The sequence below is a fragment of the Achromobacter sp. ES-001 genome, assembly GCF_019448355.1.
GTDB lineage: Bacteria > Pseudomonadota > Gammaproteobacteria > Burkholderiales > Burkholderiaceae_B > Achromobacter > Achromobacter spanius_B.
On the sequence record NZ_CP079940.1, the window covers coordinates 266,776 to 281,925 of the forward strand.

The window sequence follows — 15,150 nt, forward strand, 5'->3', positions numbered from 1 at the left end:
AGACTTGCCATGTTGAAACTACAGGCGATGCGTCGCCCGGATGCGCTTGCGCGCGCCGGGCGCGGTTTGGCGGTAGCCGCCGCGGTGGGTCTCTTGAGTGCATGCGTGCAGCAGCCCAAATCGATGTACAGCTGGCAGGCCTATCAGCCGTCTGTCTATGCGTATCTGAAGGAAGACGGGTCGGATAACGCGGTGCAGGCTCAAGCCCTGGAAAAGAACATTGAAACCGCGCGTGCGGCCAATGTTGAGTTGCCGCCGGGCTTTCGCGCGCACCTGGGCATGCTGTACCTGAAGATGGGTGACGGCGACAAGGGCGTGGAGCAACTGCAAAGCGAGAAGGTGGCTTTTCCGGAATCCACGCCGTTCATGGACTTCCTGATGCGCAACGTCGGCAAGCCCGCGGCGTCCGTTGACGCCACGTCCGCCACCCCGGCATCCGCCGATGCGGCAGCCTTGAAGAAGGGATCGTGATGATGACCCGCTTGTTCCGAATCGGCCTGTTGGCCGCCGTCGCCATGCTGGCCGGTTGCGTCGCGCCGCAGCAGCACGTGGACTACACCGCTTTCCGCGAAAGCAAGCCGGCGTCGATCCTGGTGCTGCCGCCGCTGAACACGTCCGTGGACGTGGCCGCCACGGCCGCCGTGCTGTCGCAGGCCACGCGGCCCCTGGCGGAATCGGGCTACTACGTGATCCCGGTCGGTGTCATGGACGAAACCTTCAAGCAGAACGGCCTGAGCTCCCCGGATGAAATCCACGGGCTGCCCGGCGCCAAGCTGCGCGAGATCTTCGGCGCCGACGCGGCCTTGTACATGACGGTAAAGCAGTACGGCGCCAGCTATGCCGTAGTGTCCAGCAACGTCACGGTGGCCATCGATGCCGAACTGATCGACCTGCGCAACGGCGCCAAGCTGTGGTCGGGCAGCAAGCAGGTGGTGCAGGCCAGCAACAGCAGTGGCGGCCTGATCGGCATGCTGGTGCAGGCGATGGTGGACCAGATCGTCAACACGCTGTCGGATCGCAGCTATGGCGTGGCCGGCACGACCAACCACATGCTGCTCAGCGCGGGCCAGCCCGGCGGCATCCTGTACGGGCCGCGCTCCCCGCGCTACGACACGCAGTAATCCTGCCCGACGTATCAGTCCCAGGCCGCGGCCAGCCCTTCGGGGCTGACTTCGCGGCCGTTTCTTTCCAGCGTGGCGATTTGCGCCATGTCTTCGTCGGTCAGGCGCAGTTGCAGGGCCAGCAGGTTGCTGGCCAGGTTGTCGCGCCTGGTCGATGACGGGATCACCGAATAGCCCAGCTGTAGCGCCCAGGCCAGCGTCACCTGGGCGGGCGTGGCGTTGTGTCGCTTCGCAATCTGCTGGATCACCGGGTCCTTCAGCACCCGGCCATACGCCAGCGTCATGTACGACGTGACGTGGATGCCCTGCTCTTTCAGGAACGCGGTCAGCGTGGCGTTCTGCAAGTACGGGCTGAGCTCGATCTGATTGGTGGCGATGGCCTCGCGGCCCACGGCGGCGATGGCCGCGCGGGTTTGCGCGATGGGAAAGTTCGAGATACCGATCTGGCGCGTCAGCCCCTGCGCGCGCGCCTCGGCCAGCGCAGTCATGCATTCGTCGATGGACACGCCGTTGCCCGGCGCGGGCCAGTGGATCAAGGTCAGGTCCACATAGTCGCTTCGCAGCTTGGCCAGGCTGTCCTTCAAGCTGGGCACCAGCTTGTCGCGCCCGGTGTTGGGCACCCAGATCTTGGTGGTGATGAACAGCGCATCGCGCGCCACGCCCGATTGCGCAATGGCCTGGCCCACGTCCGCTTCGTTCTCGTAGATTTGCGCCGTGTCGATGGCGCGGTAACCCACGTCCAGCGCGTTGCGCACCGAATCAATGACGACTTGTCCTTGCAGCCGGAACGTGCCGACGCCAAAACGGGGAATGCTCATGTAAAACTCCGAAAGGGGGAAAGATCCAGGCGCCCATGGCCCGGGAATGCAGCCAGTGTGCCCGCCGGATCCTTGCCCAAAAAGCCCCATATCGGCGAAATACTTTTGATATAACGTCAAATATGAAAACGACGCTGGACGAAATGCAGGTCTTTATCGCCGTGGTGGATAGCGGCTCCATCACCGCTGCCGCCGAGGTGCTGGGCCAGACCATCTCGGCCACCAGCCGCACCATGAGCCGGCTGGAAGAAAAGCTGCAAACCACGCTGATGCGCCGGACCACGCGCAGGCTGGCGCTGACCGAAGAAGGCCGCGCGTATCTTGAGCAGGTGCGCCGCATCGTTGCGGCGGTCGAAGAAACCGAAGACCTGATGAATGTGCGGCGCAATCAGCCCGCCGGGTTGTTGCGCGTGGACGCGGCCTCGCCCTTCATGCTGCACGTCATCGCGCCGCTGGTGCCCGGCTACCGCAAGCGGTATCCGCAAGTGGAGCTGGAACTGAACAGCAACGAAGGCAACATCGATCTGCTGGAACGCCGCACCGACCTGGCCATCCGCATCGGCCGATTGAAGGATTCGTCGCTGCACGCGGTGCCGCTGGGTCAGAGCCGCGTGTGCGTGTTGGCCAGCCCGGCATATCTGGCGCAGCACGGCACGCCCAAGCGCGTGGCCGACCTCGCCCGCCACATGCTGCTGGGGTTCAGCCAGCCGGAGTCGTTGAACGAATGGCCGTTGCTGGATGCGGATGGGCAGGCGCTGCACATCAAGCCCGGCGTGCGCGCACACAGCGGCGAGACGCTGCGGCAACTGGCGCTGAACCATGGCGGCATCGTGTGCCTGTCGGATTTCATGACGCGGGCCGACCGCGAAGCGGGCGCGTTGCAGCAGGTGCTGCCGCGCCAGACGCAAGACGTCAGGCAGCCGATCAACGCGGTGTACTACCGCAACACCGCGATTTCATCACGCATCAAATCGTTCATCGACTATGTGGTGGATACGGTCGGGCCTGATGGATTCTCGGAGCCTGCCGGTCGGTGAGAGATGTGTCCAATGGAGACATCGGCATCGGGCCCGCCAAGGGCAAACGTATACTGCCCCCGTTTTAATTCCGGATAGCCCCAACCCCATGAGCATCTTCTCCCGCTTCTTCGGCCGCAAGGAAGAATCCGCCGACGCCCGCGCGCTGGTCGCCAACCCCGCCATTGAAAACCCGCTGAGCTTGCAGGTGCTGTTCGCCGAGCCCCTGGCGCTGGACGAGGACGGCTTGCGGGCGGCGTTGTGCGCGTATCACCCGTCGATGAGCGATGCCCGCGTCGAGATCGCGCCCGACATGCCCGAAGTGCTGGGCCTGGCCGGCTGGGGCGATCACGTGGTGCGGTTGGTGGGTTTTAACGCGCCCTATCCCAAGGATGCGTTGGAAGCCTGCGTGGCGTCGGCGCATTATCCGGGCACGGTCAAGGACGAAGTGCGCGCGCACGCCAGCCACATCGTTCTGTACTACGGGGGTTTTTCGCAAGATCCGCTGGAGCAGTACGTGGCGCTGGCCGCCGTGGCCGGCGCGTTGACCGGCTTTGGCGCGGTGGCGGTGTTGAACGAACATGCGCACACCTCGTTGCCGGCCGGCGTATTCGATGCCGAGTCGCTGGGTGAAGAAAGCCTGGACCTGCTGCGCGCGCTGCCGCTGAACATGCTGTATTGCGGCTTTGTGAAGTATGACGTGGATGGCGTGGCCGGCGTGTGGATGCGCACCTATGGCGCCGACCTGTTCAGCCTGCCCGACTTCGCGGCGCTGGCCCGTGGCCATGATGAAGGCGAGTACTACTCGAACATCTTCAACAACATCATGGGCTACATGCTGGAAAGCGGCGCGGAGCTGGCCGCCGGGCACACCATGCAGATCGGCGAGAACGCCTATATGAAACTGCGCGAGCCCACCCAGGAGGAATACTTCCTGGACGGGCCCGCGCAGGTACTCGTTGCCGAAATCATCACGGCGGACGAGATCAACGCGCCGCAATAATCGCGCGGCTCCCGGTGGCCGGCCACACGCGCAGGCCCAGCGCCAACGCTGCCGCGCCTGCCGCCACGACCGTCACGCCCGTCCAGCCCCAATGGGCCAGCGCCAGGCTGCCCAGCGCGCCACCGGCAGCCATGCCGATGAACACGCCCGTCATCAGGATGGCGTTCAGGCGGCTGCGGGCGGCCGGGTCGATGCCGTAGACGATGCTTTGATGCGCGATCAGCGAGGTCTGGATGCCCAGGTCAAAGCCGATGGCAGCACCCGCGATCAGCCACAGCGCGGCGTGCGGTGACAGGAACGGCAGAAAGATCATGGCGGCGAACGACACCATCGTCAGCCCGGCGCCCAGGCTCGCCACGGCGAGCGGACCACGGGTGTCGGCCACGCGGCCGGCCAGCGGCGCGGCCAACGCGCCGGCCGCGCCCGCCAGCCCGAAAGCGCCCGCCGCACCCGCGCCCAGGTGAAACGGCGCGCCATGCAGCATCACCGCCAAGGTCGACCAGAACGCGCTGAAGCCCAGCGACAGCAAGCCCTGCGCCGTGGCGGCGCGGCGCAGCCCGGGGTGCTGGCGCCACAGCGTTGCCAGCGAGCCCAGCAGCGCGGCGTACGACAGCTGCGCGGTCGGCACGAAGCGCGGCAGGCCACGCCACAGCGCCGCGCCCAGCGCCACGATGGTGACCGCCGCCGCCACGAACATGGCGCGCCAGCCGAACTGCTCGGCAACGAATCCGCTGACTACGCGGGACAACAGGATGCCCAGCAACAGCCCCGTCATCACGGTGCCGACGATCTTGCCGCGTTGCTCGACCGGCGCCAGATGCGCGGCGGCCGGCACGATGTCCTGCGCCAGCGTGGCGGACAGGCCGACCACGAAGCTGGCGGCCAGCAACAGGCCGATAGAGGGCGCGACGGCGGCGGCCAGCAACGCCACGCTAAGCACGGCGGCCTTGATGAGGATGATGCGCTTTCTGTCGTGGCGGTCGCCCAGGGGCGCCAGCATCAGGATGCCGAACGCATAACCCAGCTGCGTCAGGGTGGGGATCCAACCCAGCGTCTCGGCGCTGGCGTGGATGTCCACGCCCAGTACGCCCAGCATCGGCTGGCTGTAATACAGGGACGCTACCGACAGACCGGCGCCGATCGCCAGAAGGAAAACAAGTCCGCGCGATAAGGCAGCGGTAGAGGTGGGGGTTTGGGATGACATGGTGAGGTGTCCGAAAGATCATGTACGGGGCAGATTCTGGGCGCGCGCGTCCCGTTTTGGTAGCCGACTTGCGGGTACATCGGTTATACGATTGGCGTATGACCACCTCTGCCCCGCCCTCCGCGGCCGCCACCGCCGCCGCCACCGACCGCCTGCTGCTGATCGAGACCTTTGTGCGCATCGTCGAGGCCGGCAGCCTGTCGGCCGCCGCTGCGCAGCTGGGCGGCACGCAGCCCACCGTCAGCCGCCGCCTGCAATTGCTTGAACGCACCATGGGGGTGCGCCTGCTGCAACGTTCCACCCACGCGATCCGGCTGACTGAAGACGGCCAGCGTTGCTATGAACGCGCCAAGGAATTGATCGCTACCTGGCAATCGTTTGAAAGCGAGGTGCGCGGCGCGGGCGACGAGCCCATCGGTACGCTGCGCGTGGTGGCGCCGCACGCGTTCGGCCAGGACCAGTTCGTCGATCCGCTGGCCAGCTATCTGCGGCAGTATCCGAACATGCGCGTGGAATGGCTGCTGCACGATCGCATGCCGGACCTGATCGCCGAGAACGTGGACTGTGCGATTCGCGTCGGCGCGGTGACCGATCCATCCGTGATCGCCATCAAGCTGGGTGAAGTGCCACGCATCGTCATCGCGTCGCCTGACCTGCTGCAAGGCGAGCCCATCCCGCAACATCCCGACGACCTGGCGCGCCTGCCCTGGCTGGCGCTGCGCACGTTCTATCGCACCGAGGTCAGCCTGACGCATTGCGCCACGGGGGCAACTGAACGCTTCGGCATCCAGTCGCGTCTGTCCACCGATGGCCTGTACGCGCTGCGCAAGTCCGCGCTGTTGGGCCTGGGGGTGGCGCTGGGCTCGGCCTGGGCAATGCAGGAAGACCTTGCCACCGGCAGGCTGGTGCATCTGGCGCCTGATTGGCGCGCCGATCCGCTGCCGGTATTCCTGGTGTACGCGCCGTCGCGCTTTCAGCCGGCGCGTTTGCGTCGGTTCATTGAAATCATGCGCGAACACCTGCCGGTGGAGCTGGGCGGCGGCTGATGGCGCGCGACGACTCGTCGGCCAGCGCCGCCGGGCAAAAGCCGGGCGTAACCGGTGCACTGGCCGACGCGGGCGGCGATGCCGCGCGCGAGACCAGCACGGGCAGCAGCTCGGCGCGGCACGGGCGGCCATACAGCCAGCCCTGTCCGGTTGCCGCCGGCGCGCGTGCCAGGACATAGCGAGCTTGCTCGGGGCTTTCGATGCCTTCCACAATCACGTAGATGTTCATGCGGCGCGTCATCTCGAACACCGACTCCAGCACGGTCGCGGCCCAGTCGTTGGCGCTGACCCAACGGATCAGGGTGCGATCCAGCTTCAAACCGCTGACGCCCCACGTCAGCAGATTGCTCAGGTTGGCGTAGCCGGTGCCGAAGTCGTCAATGACCACACGAAACCCCGCTTGCAGATACTGCGCAATCAAGGTGCGCGGGTCGTCCACCACGAAGGCAAGCGACTCCGTAATCTCAAGCACGATGCGTTCGGGCGAGATACCGAATTCGCGTGTCGTTTCAAGCATGAACCGCGCAAACGAAATGTCTTCGATATCGCGCGGCGTCACGTTGATGCTGCAATAGAAATCACCCGGCTCGCGCAGCGCGATGCGCAGATCGGCCAACGTGGCGCGCACCACATACCGAGTCAGCTGGCGGCCCAGACCCGTCGCTTCCGCCCACGCAAAAAATGTCTCGGGTGCAATCGCGCCCAGCGTTTCATGGGGCCAACGCGCCAGCGCCTCGACCCCCACCGTGTGGCCCGACGACATGTTCGCCAGCGGTTGGTACACCATGTGGATATGGCCGCGTCGCATGGCGCGCTTAATGCGGTGGCGCACGCCCGGCGCGCCGCTGTACCAGCGATACAGCAGCAGGCTGAGCAATACGCCGCCGAAAGCGCCGGCCAGCGCGGGCACCAGCACGCCGCCTGCCGGTTGCGCCGTCGCGTCCAGATCGCGCGCATCCGCCGCCGTACTGAATGCGCCCACCGCCACGCCAAGCACAATCCCCGCCAGGATCAGCAGTAGAAAGTACGGCACACACGGCCGCATAAACCGATGAGAGATTGTCATGGGTGCGAAGAAAAAAAATTAACGTCAATACGCAAAAGAAATCGGTGCTTCCCGACGCGCGAATAATCTCGCGGTGACCATCTGGACACGTCCACCTGAGGTGCGAAACCGTCGAGCACGCATTAACTAATACGTTCCGAAGCGCGCGCTTGTTGCATGCTTGACGTTAATTTGCATTTGTTTTTGCACGCATATTTGCGAGCAACAACGCCGGCGCAATGAACGGTAATCCGCACCGCTAAATTTATGTATCCGTTCGTTTTTTCGCCCCGTATACTCCGCTGCATGGATCAGCCCCAAGCGCCGTAATGTCGGCGAGGTCGCTGACCAGGATGGCGCAAGACATGCCAAGAGAATTCTCCGCTCGTTTGGGGGCTGTGGAATCCGAACTCAGAGCGCTGTGGTTGCAGGCTCAGGCGGGTGATGAAACAGCGTATCGCGATGTATTAGGGCGAATCGCGCGCTTACTGCGGGCCTATTTGCGTCGTCGCATGGGCGGCTGGCAGGACGATGTCGAAGACCTGGTGCAGGAATGCCTGTTGGCATTGCATTTGCAACGCGCAAGCTATGACCCTACGCAGCCGCTGTCCGCATGGGTATATGCAATTTCTCGTCACAAGCTAATCGATTTCTGGCGGCGTAATCGGCGCTATGGTGCCCTTAACGATTCTATTGATGACGTGGACGAATCGCTGTTGGCCGGCGATGTCACGGAAACGACTTCTCATGTAGACCTTGCCCGTTTGCTTGCCGTATTGCCCGTTGCGCAAAGGCAAGCCATCGAGTTGACGAAGTTGGAAGGGTTAAGCGTGGCGGAAGCGGCCTCTCGGATCGGAATGTCAGAGGGTGCGATCCGGGTTCAAGTGCACCGTGGACTGAAAAGATTGAGCCAACTCGTCAAGGTGGTCATATAGTGAAAACGAAGGACTTCATCGACTTTCTTGCTACCGGCGCGGGGCCGGCCCCCGCTCCCAACACCACAAAGAAGCTGCGCACCGCCCTGTTGACCGGTTTGATCGCCAGCCTGGGAATTGGCCTGTTGGTCAACGGCGTCGTGTTAACGCCGTCCGCCTTTGCCGGCCGCTGGTTCAAGCTGGCCTACGCAATGTCTGTCCTGACCGCCGGGTGGATATTGGTCAAGCAACTGTCCCGACCGATATCTCGTGTGAGCAAGCCCTTGTGGGGCTTGGTGCTGGCGGTGCTGGTGATGTTCGGATTCGGTGCCACTGACTTGTTGAGCGTTTCAGTCGAGCAGTATGACGCGCTGTTTTTCGGCCAAAGCTGGCTGATGTGTTCGCTGTTGATCTTGCTGTTTTCCCTGCCTGCGCTGGCCGCCGCGTTGTGGACCATGCGCACGTTGGCTCCCACGCGTTTGCGTTTGGCCGGGTTTTCCGCCGGCATCTTCGCGGGGGCGCAAGGCGCCTTGGGCTATTTCCTTATCTGCCCCGAAGATTCATTCCTGTTCGTGGCGGTCTGGTACACGCTGGGTATGGTGCTGAGCGGTTTGCTGGGAATGCTGCTGGGGCCGCGCGTGCTTCAGTGGTAAGTGCAAGAGATCGGTGTAGTAAACGTCATCACGGACCCTGTCGGGTCCGTTGTTATTTGGAAGCTCGGTAACGAAACGGCCTGCTGCGTCGAATAAGTAAACATGCCGGCGCCTACGAGCTTCCCATGACCGCCCAAGAATTCTTCGATGTATTGACTCAACACGCGGCCAGCACGTATCGCCCCGCGTTGATCGGATCCAGAGCGTCGCTGTCCTATAGCGCCTTTTGCACCTATGTGCAGGAGCGGCGCGCGCTGTACGAAAAACTATCGGTCAAGGTGCTGCTGACGCTTCAGGACAACGCGCCCTGGACGGTCGTGGACGATGTGGCGGCGCTGATGGCCAACGTTGCGCACGTGCCGCTGCCACCGCTTGCCTCGGACCGCGTGCTGACGCGCGCACTGGAACGCTGCGCGGTGGACACGGTGATTGCGCCGGGCGCCATGGCGGCCAGGCTGGTCAGGCTGGGGCTGCTGCAAGCCGTCACGCTACCCGGTGGCGATGGCTTGTTCATGCGGCAAGTGGCGCCGGCCCCGCGCGGCTTGCCCCCGGGCACCGCAAAAATCGTGTTCGATCCCGAGGGCGAGGACATGGGCCGGGGCATCTGCCTGAGCGCGTCGGCGTTACTGTCGGCCGCGAAGTCCGTGGCGGATCAACTGGCGGACCGTGGCATCAAGCGGCATCTGATGACGCGGCCGCTAGCCACCTTGCAAGAATGCGTGATCGGCGCCTACGCGAGCTTGATCGCAGGCGCCACCTGCGTCGCCTTGCCCGGCAACCACCTTGGTCTGGACGCGATGGGCGTGGATCCGTTGGTCTTGCACGACGAGCTTGAGCATCACGGTGCGCAAAGCTTCCTGGCCACACCGCAGGCGATGGTCGACTACGCAACCTTTTTGCAGGACCGCCGCGCGCGCGCACCCGTGACATTGCGCTGCGCGCTGATCGACGGCGCGGCGCAAGAGCTGGGTGTGCGGCGGCTGTTCGAAGCGGTCGGCCTGCCGGTCGTGCCGACGTTTTCCGTGCCACAGGCAGGCTCGGTCGTCACGATGAACACCGACGGCATCCGCCACGCGGGCTCGGCGGGCAAGACCTTGCCGCATCTGCGCCTGCGCGTATCCGCTGGCGGCGAACTTGAAATCCAGGGCACGGGCTTCCTGGGCTATCTGGACGACTTCACCGTGCCGCCCTGGCTGGAAACCGGCAGGCATGGCGAGATTGATGCGGACGGCTACGTGACGATGCTGGACCGGGTGGGCGCCAGCATCGTCGCCACGCCGCGCGTCGGCCCGGTTCAGGCGAATGCCGAACGCGCATTGATGGACACCACGTTGTTCATGCGGGCCGTTGTGTTTCTGAAGCCGCGCGTCGGATGTTGCGCGGTGCTGTGGCTGATCGGGCCCAACCTGTCCGACGCCGAAATACAAGCCGCCATCGACCGCTGCAATGCGCGCTTGGACAAGCGCGCGAAGGTGGTGCGCTGGACGCTGGCCAAGGCGCCTTTCTCTTTTATCTCGGGCATGGCCACCTCACGCGGAAGGCCGCGCCGTTCGATGATCCTGCGCCTGCACGATCATGAGTTCGACGAAGCGATTGCCGAAGATGCCCGGCACGACGCGCTGATCCCGAATCCTTGAACGTCCGGCCCTGGCCGCATTCATTACGCAATTCACTGACGCAATTGCCGCACGTCGCAAGACTGTTGCGCGGACGGCGTCCGCTCGCGCGGTCGCGGCGTGCGCCGGCTCGACTTCGAACCCCTCGCAAATTGCAGAACGTGTCGGCCAAGCGAGATGTTCTGTCGGTATGCCTCAAAGTTATTTCCTTAATTTACCGTCCTTAACTATTGAGGCCGTAACCGGATGCTGCCGCCGTTCGTATTTACAGGTATGGGCGGCTCGTGCAGAGGTATCCGGGCCGGTTTCATACGAGTGATCTTTACGGTTCGGGAAGTTCAACCAGGCGGGTGGACGCGGCAGTTAGATGCCGCGGCACAGGCGGATTCAGTCAGGGACGCACGCGATCGTGCGCGACAAGGGTAAGAACATGAGCACCATCGTAAGCCACTGCATCGGCGGCACGCGCCGGCCCAGGATAGAAAACATCGCTCGCTTGAGCACCCTGGCCGCTTGCGTGTCAGCGGTATTGCTTGCCGGTTGCTCGGTGCAGCCCAAGCAGTTCGAAGCCGCCGAAAACCGCGACCGCGCCATGGACCTGATCGCGCGCTCAACCGCGGAACAAGAGCCCATCGCCGGCCCGGTGGACCTGTATGAAGCGATGGCTCGCGCCATCAAATACAACCTGGACGTGCGGGTTGAATTGATGGGCGTCGCGTTGGCGCAGCGCGAGCTGGACGTCAAGCACTACGACATGCTGCCCAAGTTCGTGGCGTCGTTGGACTACTCGGGCCGTGACAACTATTCGGGCGGCGCCAGCCAGTCCTTGCTGACCGGGCAGACCTCGCTGGAGCCGTCCACCTCGTCCGAAAAGAATGTGCTGCAAAGCAATTTGCAGCTGAGCTGGGACGTGCTGGATTTTGGCCTGTCGTACGTACGTGCCAAGCAAGCCGCCGACCGGGTCAACATGGCCGAAGAGCGCAAGCGCAAGGTCATGAACCGGCTGATCGAAGACGTGCGCACCGCCTACTGGCGCGCCGTCAGCGCCGAACGCCTGCTGGGCAAGATCCGCGAACTGGAAGCGGCCACGCAGACTGCGTTGGACCTGGCCGCCGAGCAGGACAAGCTGGGGCTGACCGCGCCGTTGGCGCCGTTGAGCTACCAGCGCGAAATGCTGGGCATCCGCCGCGACGTGCAAGCGCTGGGCCGCGAACTGGGTGTTGCCAAGCAGCAGTTGGGCGCGTTGATGAATTTGCCGCCCACGACGCAATACACCATCGCGATGCCACCGGCCATGGAAAACAACAAGCCGCTTGCGCTGCCCGGCATTGCCGACGATCCGGCGGCCTGGCTGCAAGTGGCCATCGAGAACCGGCCGGAATTGCGTGAGGTCGCGTATCAGCTGCGCGCCAACGATCAGGAAAACACCGCCGCGTTGTTGCGTGCGCTGCCCAGCCTGAAGCTGTTCGGCGGCTTGAACGCCAGCACCAACGACCTGCTCTACAACAGCAACTGGATCGGCTGGGGCGCGGTGGCCAGCTGGAACCTGCTGAACGTGTTCCGCCTGCCCGCCGAAAAGGCGCAGATCAAGGCCGAAGGCGACTTGCTGGACCAACGCCAATTGGCGCTGACCACCGCCGTGGCCACGCAGGTGGAAGTGAGCCGGGCGCGCTACGCGCTGCGCCAGGACGAGCTGAACACCGCGCAGCGCTTCTACGACGTGCAGGCGCGCATCGAAGGGCAGATCGATTCGGGCTTCAAGGCGGAAAAACTCAGCCGACAAACCTTGATCCGCGAGCAGATGAACACGCTGGTGGCCCGCGTGCGTTACGACCTGGCGCTGGCCGATCTGCAAAACGCCTACGCCAACGTGTTTGCCTCGTTGGGTATCGACCCTGTCGATACGACGATGAGCACGGCCGATCCGGTGCCCGCGCTGGCGAACAAGCTGCGCGCCATGTGGACGGCGCGCAGTGGCTACGCCGGCAATGAGCCGGACACGCGCGTGGCGGTTGCCGCGCCCGCACGCTAACCCTTCCTAGGCGGGGATCATCATGAAGAATCAACGAACTTTTGCGGCGCGTACCGGCTGGCGCCGCCGTGGCTGGGTGTTGCCTCTGGTGGTGGCGTGCGCCACGGCCTGGGGCGCCGATCCACCCGCCGATGGCGGTTCCGCGCGCGGCGTGTTGCGCGCCACGGCCGAGGCCACGCTGTCGTCTTCCGTATCCGAAAAGATCCTTAGCATGCCGCTGCGTGAAGGCGAACGGTTCAAGCAGGGCGACGTGCTGGTCGCCTTCGATTGCCGCCGGTTGGAAGCCGAACTGCGCGCCGCGCGGGCCGGGGCCGCCGTGGAAGCGCGCAACGCCAAGGTGCAAACCGAACTGCTGCGCATGGCGGCCACGGGCCGCGCCGACGCCGATATCGCGCGTTTCAAGCAACAGGAGCGCCAGGCGCAGGCCGACGTAATTCAGCAGCGCATGGTGGATTGCAAAGTGGTGGCGCCCTATGCCGGGAGCGTCGTCGAAACGCTGGCGCGATTGGACGAAACGCCGCCGCCCAACGAAAAGCTGATTTCTATCGTCAGTGACGGCCCGATGGAACTGCACATGGTCGTGCCGTCCAAGTGGCTGGCGTGGCTGAAAGAAGGGTCCAGCCTGGACTTCATCGTGGATGAGACGGGCGATGTGATGCCCGCCAAGGTCACGCGCGTGTCGGCGGCCGTGGACGCGGTCAGCCAGACGGTCAAGGTCGTGGCGCGCGTCGATCAGGCCCCGGCGGGCGTGCGGCCTGGCATGAGCGGACGCGCCACGCTGGAAGGCACCGCCGCCGCGCCCGCCAGGCCGCTAACGGCCTCGCCTGAAGGCGCTACGCCCGCCGCCGGTACGCCCGGAGCCGGTACGCCGGCCGCCGGTATGCCCGCAGTCGGTATGCCCGCCGCCGGTACCCCCGCAGCCGGTATGCCCGGCGCCGCCGCGATCCCGGCGAAAGGGCCTGTGCAGGCGGTCTATCGCGTGCCGAGCGGTAGCGAAGGGCATCCGCCCGCCGTCACGCTTATCCCGTCGCCGCAGGCGGATGCGGCGCCAAGAGCGTCCCTGCGCGTGGGTAGCCCCACGGCCTCGCCTCTGTTCAGCGTGACCAAGGCCGGTGCGCCGCCGATGAATAGCGCGGCGCGTTGAGGTTCATGCCGGCGCGTAAGGGCGGCCCCAGTGGTCACGCCCGAGCGCCCGGCGCTTGCGGTATCCGGTAAGGAGTGGTTTTCATGGCCCTTCATGTGGCGAGTTCCCGTAGCGGGCCGGCTGAACCGGCGGCGGCAGGCGAAGCCGCGCGGCCCCGCCCCGCGGCGAATGCGCCGTCGGTAGCGGCGGCCGATCCGCAAAGCAGCACAAGCGCGCAGCTGATCCGTCTTGAAGGCGAGTTGCGCCGTTGCACCTCGGCGGAGGCGTTGTGGCAGCACCTGGCCAACGAGCCCGTGGCGCTGTTGCCCTTTGGCCAGGCGCTGGTGTTCGAAGGCGCGCCGGGCGGGCGCTGGCGCGTGGCGGCCATCTCGGGTCTGGCCAGCGTGAACCGCGACGCGCCGCTGGTGCGTTGGTACGAAAACATGGTGACCACGTTGTGTCGGCCCAGCCCGGACGCACCCGACCCGCTGGCACTGCGCACCTTCGACGTGCAGGCCTACGCGGACCCCGACGACCCCTGTTCGGCCGACGCGGTGTTGACGTCGCTGCTGTGGGTGCCACTGGCGGACGTAGGGCAGACGCCACGCGCCGGCTGGCTGCTGGCACGTGACCAACCCTGGGACGAAGCCCATATGCGCCTGGCGGGCCGTCTGGGCGGCGCCTATGCCCACGGGCTATCCGCCATCGCCGGCCGGTCGCGCCCCGTCGCCGGGTTGCGTCGCCACCGTTCCAAGCTGCTGGCGGGCGTGGCGGTATTGGCGGCCGCGCTTGCTTTCGTGCACGTGCCGCTGACGACGCTGGCGCCGGTGGAGGTCACGCCGCAGGATCCGTTCGTGGTGACGGCGGCGTTGCCCGCTGTCGTGGAACGCATTCTGGTGCCGCCTGGCGCGCAGGTCGCCGCCGGCACGCCGCTGGTGCAACTGGTGGACACGCAGCTGCGTAGCGATTACGAAGTCGCCATTCAGAAGGTGGAAGTGGCTCGCGCCAAGGTGCTTCGGCTGCAACAGGCGGCGGTATCCGACCCCACCGCCAAGCGCGAACTGGCCGTCGCCCAAAGCGAAGAATCGGTCGCGACGGCCGAGCGGGATTACGCGCGCGCCATGCTGGCCAAGGCGGTGCTGCGCGCGCCGCAAGATGGCGTGGCGCTGTATGGCGACCCGCGCGACTGGTTGGGCCGTCCGGTGGCCGTGGGCGAAGCCATCATGCGCGTGGCCGACCCCAACCGCGTGCAATATCAACTGAAGGTGCCGGTGGCCGACTCGGTCAACTTGCACGAAGGCGCTGCCGTGCGCGTGTTCCTGGATGCCGCGCCGCTGGACCCCCTGGACGCGCAAGTGGTGCGCGTGGCGTACCGCGCCGATGCCGACGCAGCGGGCGTGTCCAGCTACACCGTGCTGGCGCGCGTGAACGATCCCACCGCCGTGCCCGAACGTCTGGGCCTGCGCGGCACCGCGCGCGTCTATGGCGAGCCGGTGTCCTTGTTCTATTACCTGCTGCGGCGGCCGATCACGGCGTTGCGCCAATGGACCGGAGTTTGA

The 15,150-nt window shown here is 65.3% G+C and carries 14 protein-coding genes; 11 read left to right on the forward strand and 3 right to left on the reverse strand.

The window, feature by feature from the left end:
• Nucleotides 1–9 precede the first annotated feature (9 nt).
• Nucleotides 10–471, forward strand: a complete 462-nt coding sequence (locus KYT87_RS01255) for a DUF4810 domain-containing protein (protein ID WP_046805330.1) — start codon at nt 10–12, stop codon at nt 469–471.
• Entirely contained in the window at nt 471–1,121 is a 651-nt protein-coding gene (locus tag KYT87_RS01260; protein ID WP_046805331.1) for a DUF799 domain-containing protein, read from the forward strand. The genes KYT87_RS01255 and KYT87_RS01260 overlap by 1 nt, the downstream gene beginning before the upstream one ends.
• Nucleotides 1,122–1,135: 14 nt before the next feature.
• On the opposite strand, the gene dkgB is transcribed toward KYT87_RS01260, so the two are convergent.
• Nucleotides 1,136–1,939, reverse strand: a complete 804-nt coding sequence (gene dkgB, locus KYT87_RS01265) for a 2,5-didehydrogluconate reductase DkgB (protein ID WP_046805332.1) — start codon at nt 1,937–1,939, stop codon at nt 1,136–1,138.
• Nucleotides 1,940–2,061: 122 nt separating this feature from the next.
• Here dkgB and KYT87_RS01270 point away from each other — a divergent pair, with 122 nt between their 5' ends.
• The gene (locus tag KYT87_RS01270; protein WP_219991565.1) at nt 2,062–2,976 is read left to right on the forward strand and encodes a LysR substrate-binding domain-containing protein; all 915 of its coding nucleotides are present in this window, start codon (nt 2,062–2,064) and stop codon (nt 2,974–2,976) included.
• An 88-nt stretch (nt 2,977–3,064) separates the two neighbouring features.
• On the forward strand, nt 3,065–3,958 hold the full coding sequence (locus tag KYT87_RS01275; RefSeq protein ID WP_219991566.1) for a DUF4261 domain-containing protein: 894 nt from the start codon (nt 3,065–3,067) through the stop codon (nt 3,956–3,958).
• Here the strand turns inward: KYT87_RS01275 and KYT87_RS01280 are convergent.
• A complete protein-coding gene (locus KYT87_RS01280; protein ID WP_104144741.1) occupies nt 3,942–5,162 on the reverse strand; it encodes an MFS transporter in 1,221 nt (406 codons plus the stop codon). The genes KYT87_RS01275 and KYT87_RS01280 overlap by 17 nt on opposite strands.
• A 98-nt stretch (nt 5,163–5,260) precedes the next feature.
• On the opposite strand from KYT87_RS01280, the gene KYT87_RS01285 reads away from it, so the two are divergent.
• Nucleotides 5,261–6,208, forward strand: coding sequence for a LysR family transcriptional regulator (locus KYT87_RS01285; RefSeq protein WP_219991567.1), 948 nt, complete (start codon nt 5,261–5,263; stop codon nt 6,206–6,208).
• Here the strand turns inward: KYT87_RS01285 and KYT87_RS01290 are convergent.
• On the reverse strand, nt 6,168–7,241 hold the full coding sequence (locus KYT87_RS01290) for an EAL domain-containing protein (RefSeq protein WP_219991568.1): 1,074 nt from the start codon (nt 7,239–7,241) through the stop codon (nt 6,168–6,170). The genes KYT87_RS01285 and KYT87_RS01290 overlap by 41 nt on opposite strands.
• A gap of 377 nt (nt 7,242–7,618) precedes the next feature.
• On the opposite strand from KYT87_RS01290, the gene KYT87_RS01295 reads away from it, so the two are divergent.
• The 6 genes from KYT87_RS01295 (at nt 7,619) to KYT87_RS01320 (ending at nt 15,150) form a co-directional block, all read left to right on the forward strand.
• On the forward strand, nt 7,619–8,188 hold the full coding sequence (locus KYT87_RS01295; protein ID WP_223264923.1) for a sigma-70 family RNA polymerase sigma factor: 570 nt from the start codon (nt 7,619–7,621) through the stop codon (nt 8,186–8,188).
• Complete coding sequence (locus KYT87_RS01300; protein WP_219991569.1) at nt 8,188–8,820, forward strand: NrsF family protein; 633 nt, start codon at nt 8,188–8,190, stop codon at nt 8,818–8,820. The genes KYT87_RS01295 and KYT87_RS01300 overlap by 1 nt, the downstream gene beginning before the upstream one ends.
• Nucleotides 8,821–8,945: 125 nt before the next feature.
• Nucleotides 8,946–10,457 carry an AMP-binding protein gene (locus tag KYT87_RS01305; RefSeq protein ID WP_219991570.1) on the forward strand — a complete coding sequence of 504 codons (1,512 nt, stop codon included), beginning with the start codon at nt 8,946–8,948 and terminating at the stop codon, nt 10,455–10,457.
• 409 nt (nt 10,458–10,866) lie between these two features.
• A complete protein-coding gene (locus KYT87_RS01310) occupies nt 10,867–12,468 on the forward strand; it encodes a TolC family protein (RefSeq protein ID WP_255444181.1) in 1,602 nt (533 codons plus the stop codon).
• Nucleotides 12,469–12,490: 22 nt separating this feature from the next.
• The gene (locus KYT87_RS29685; protein ID WP_255593796.1) at nt 12,491–13,612 is read left to right on the forward strand and encodes an efflux RND transporter periplasmic adaptor subunit; all 1,122 of its coding nucleotides are present in this window, start codon (nt 12,491–12,493) and stop codon (nt 13,610–13,612) included.
• Nucleotides 13,613–13,695: 83 nt separating this feature from the next.
• Nucleotides 13,696–15,150 carry an efflux RND transporter periplasmic adaptor subunit gene (locus KYT87_RS01320; RefSeq protein ID WP_219991571.1) on the forward strand — a complete coding sequence of 485 codons (1,455 nt, stop codon included), beginning with the start codon at nt 13,696–13,698 and terminating at the stop codon, nt 15,148–15,150.

Coding starts and splice junctions, on each gene's coding strand:
- KYT87_RS01255 (WP_046805330.1), top strand. CDS start 10: ATGTTGAAACTACAGGCGATGCGTCGCCCGGATGCGCTTGCGCGCGCC.
- KYT87_RS01305 (WP_219991570.1), top strand. CDS start 8,946: ATGACCGCCCAAGAATTCTTCGATGTATTGACTCAACACGCGGCCAGC.
- KYT87_RS01310 (WP_255444181.1), top strand. CDS start 10,867: ATGAGCACCATCGTAAGCCACTGCATCGGCGGCACGCGCCGGCCCAGG.
- dkgB (WP_046805332.1), bottom strand. CDS start 1,939: ATGAGCATTCCCCGTTTTGGCGTCGGCACGTTCCGGCTGCAAGGACAA.
- KYT87_RS01295 (WP_223264923.1), top strand. CDS start 7,619: ATGCCAAGAGAATTCTCCGCTCGTTTGGGGGCTGTGGAATCCGAACTC.
- KYT87_RS01285 (WP_219991567.1), top strand. CDS start 5,261: ATGACCACCTCTGCCCCGCCCTCCGCGGCCGCCACCGCCGCCGCCACC.
- KYT87_RS01260 (WP_046805331.1), top strand. CDS start 471: ATGATGACCCGCTTGTTCCGAATCGGCCTGTTGGCCGCCGTCGCCATG.
- KYT87_RS01280 (WP_104144741.1), bottom strand. CDS start 5,162: ATGTCATCCCAAACCCCCACCTCTACCGCTGCCTTATCGCGCGGACTT.
- KYT87_RS01320 (WP_219991571.1), top strand. CDS start 13,696: ATGGCCCTTCATGTGGCGAGTTCCCGTAGCGGGCCGGCTGAACCGGCG.
- KYT87_RS01270 (WP_219991565.1), top strand. CDS start 2,062: ATGAAAACGACGCTGGACGAAATGCAGGTCTTTATCGCCGTGGTGGAT.
- KYT87_RS29685 (WP_255593796.1), top strand. CDS start 12,491: ATGAAGAATCAACGAACTTTTGCGGCGCGTACCGGCTGGCGCCGCCGT.
- KYT87_RS01275 (WP_219991566.1), top strand. CDS start 3,065: ATGAGCATCTTCTCCCGCTTCTTCGGCCGCAAGGAAGAATCCGCCGAC.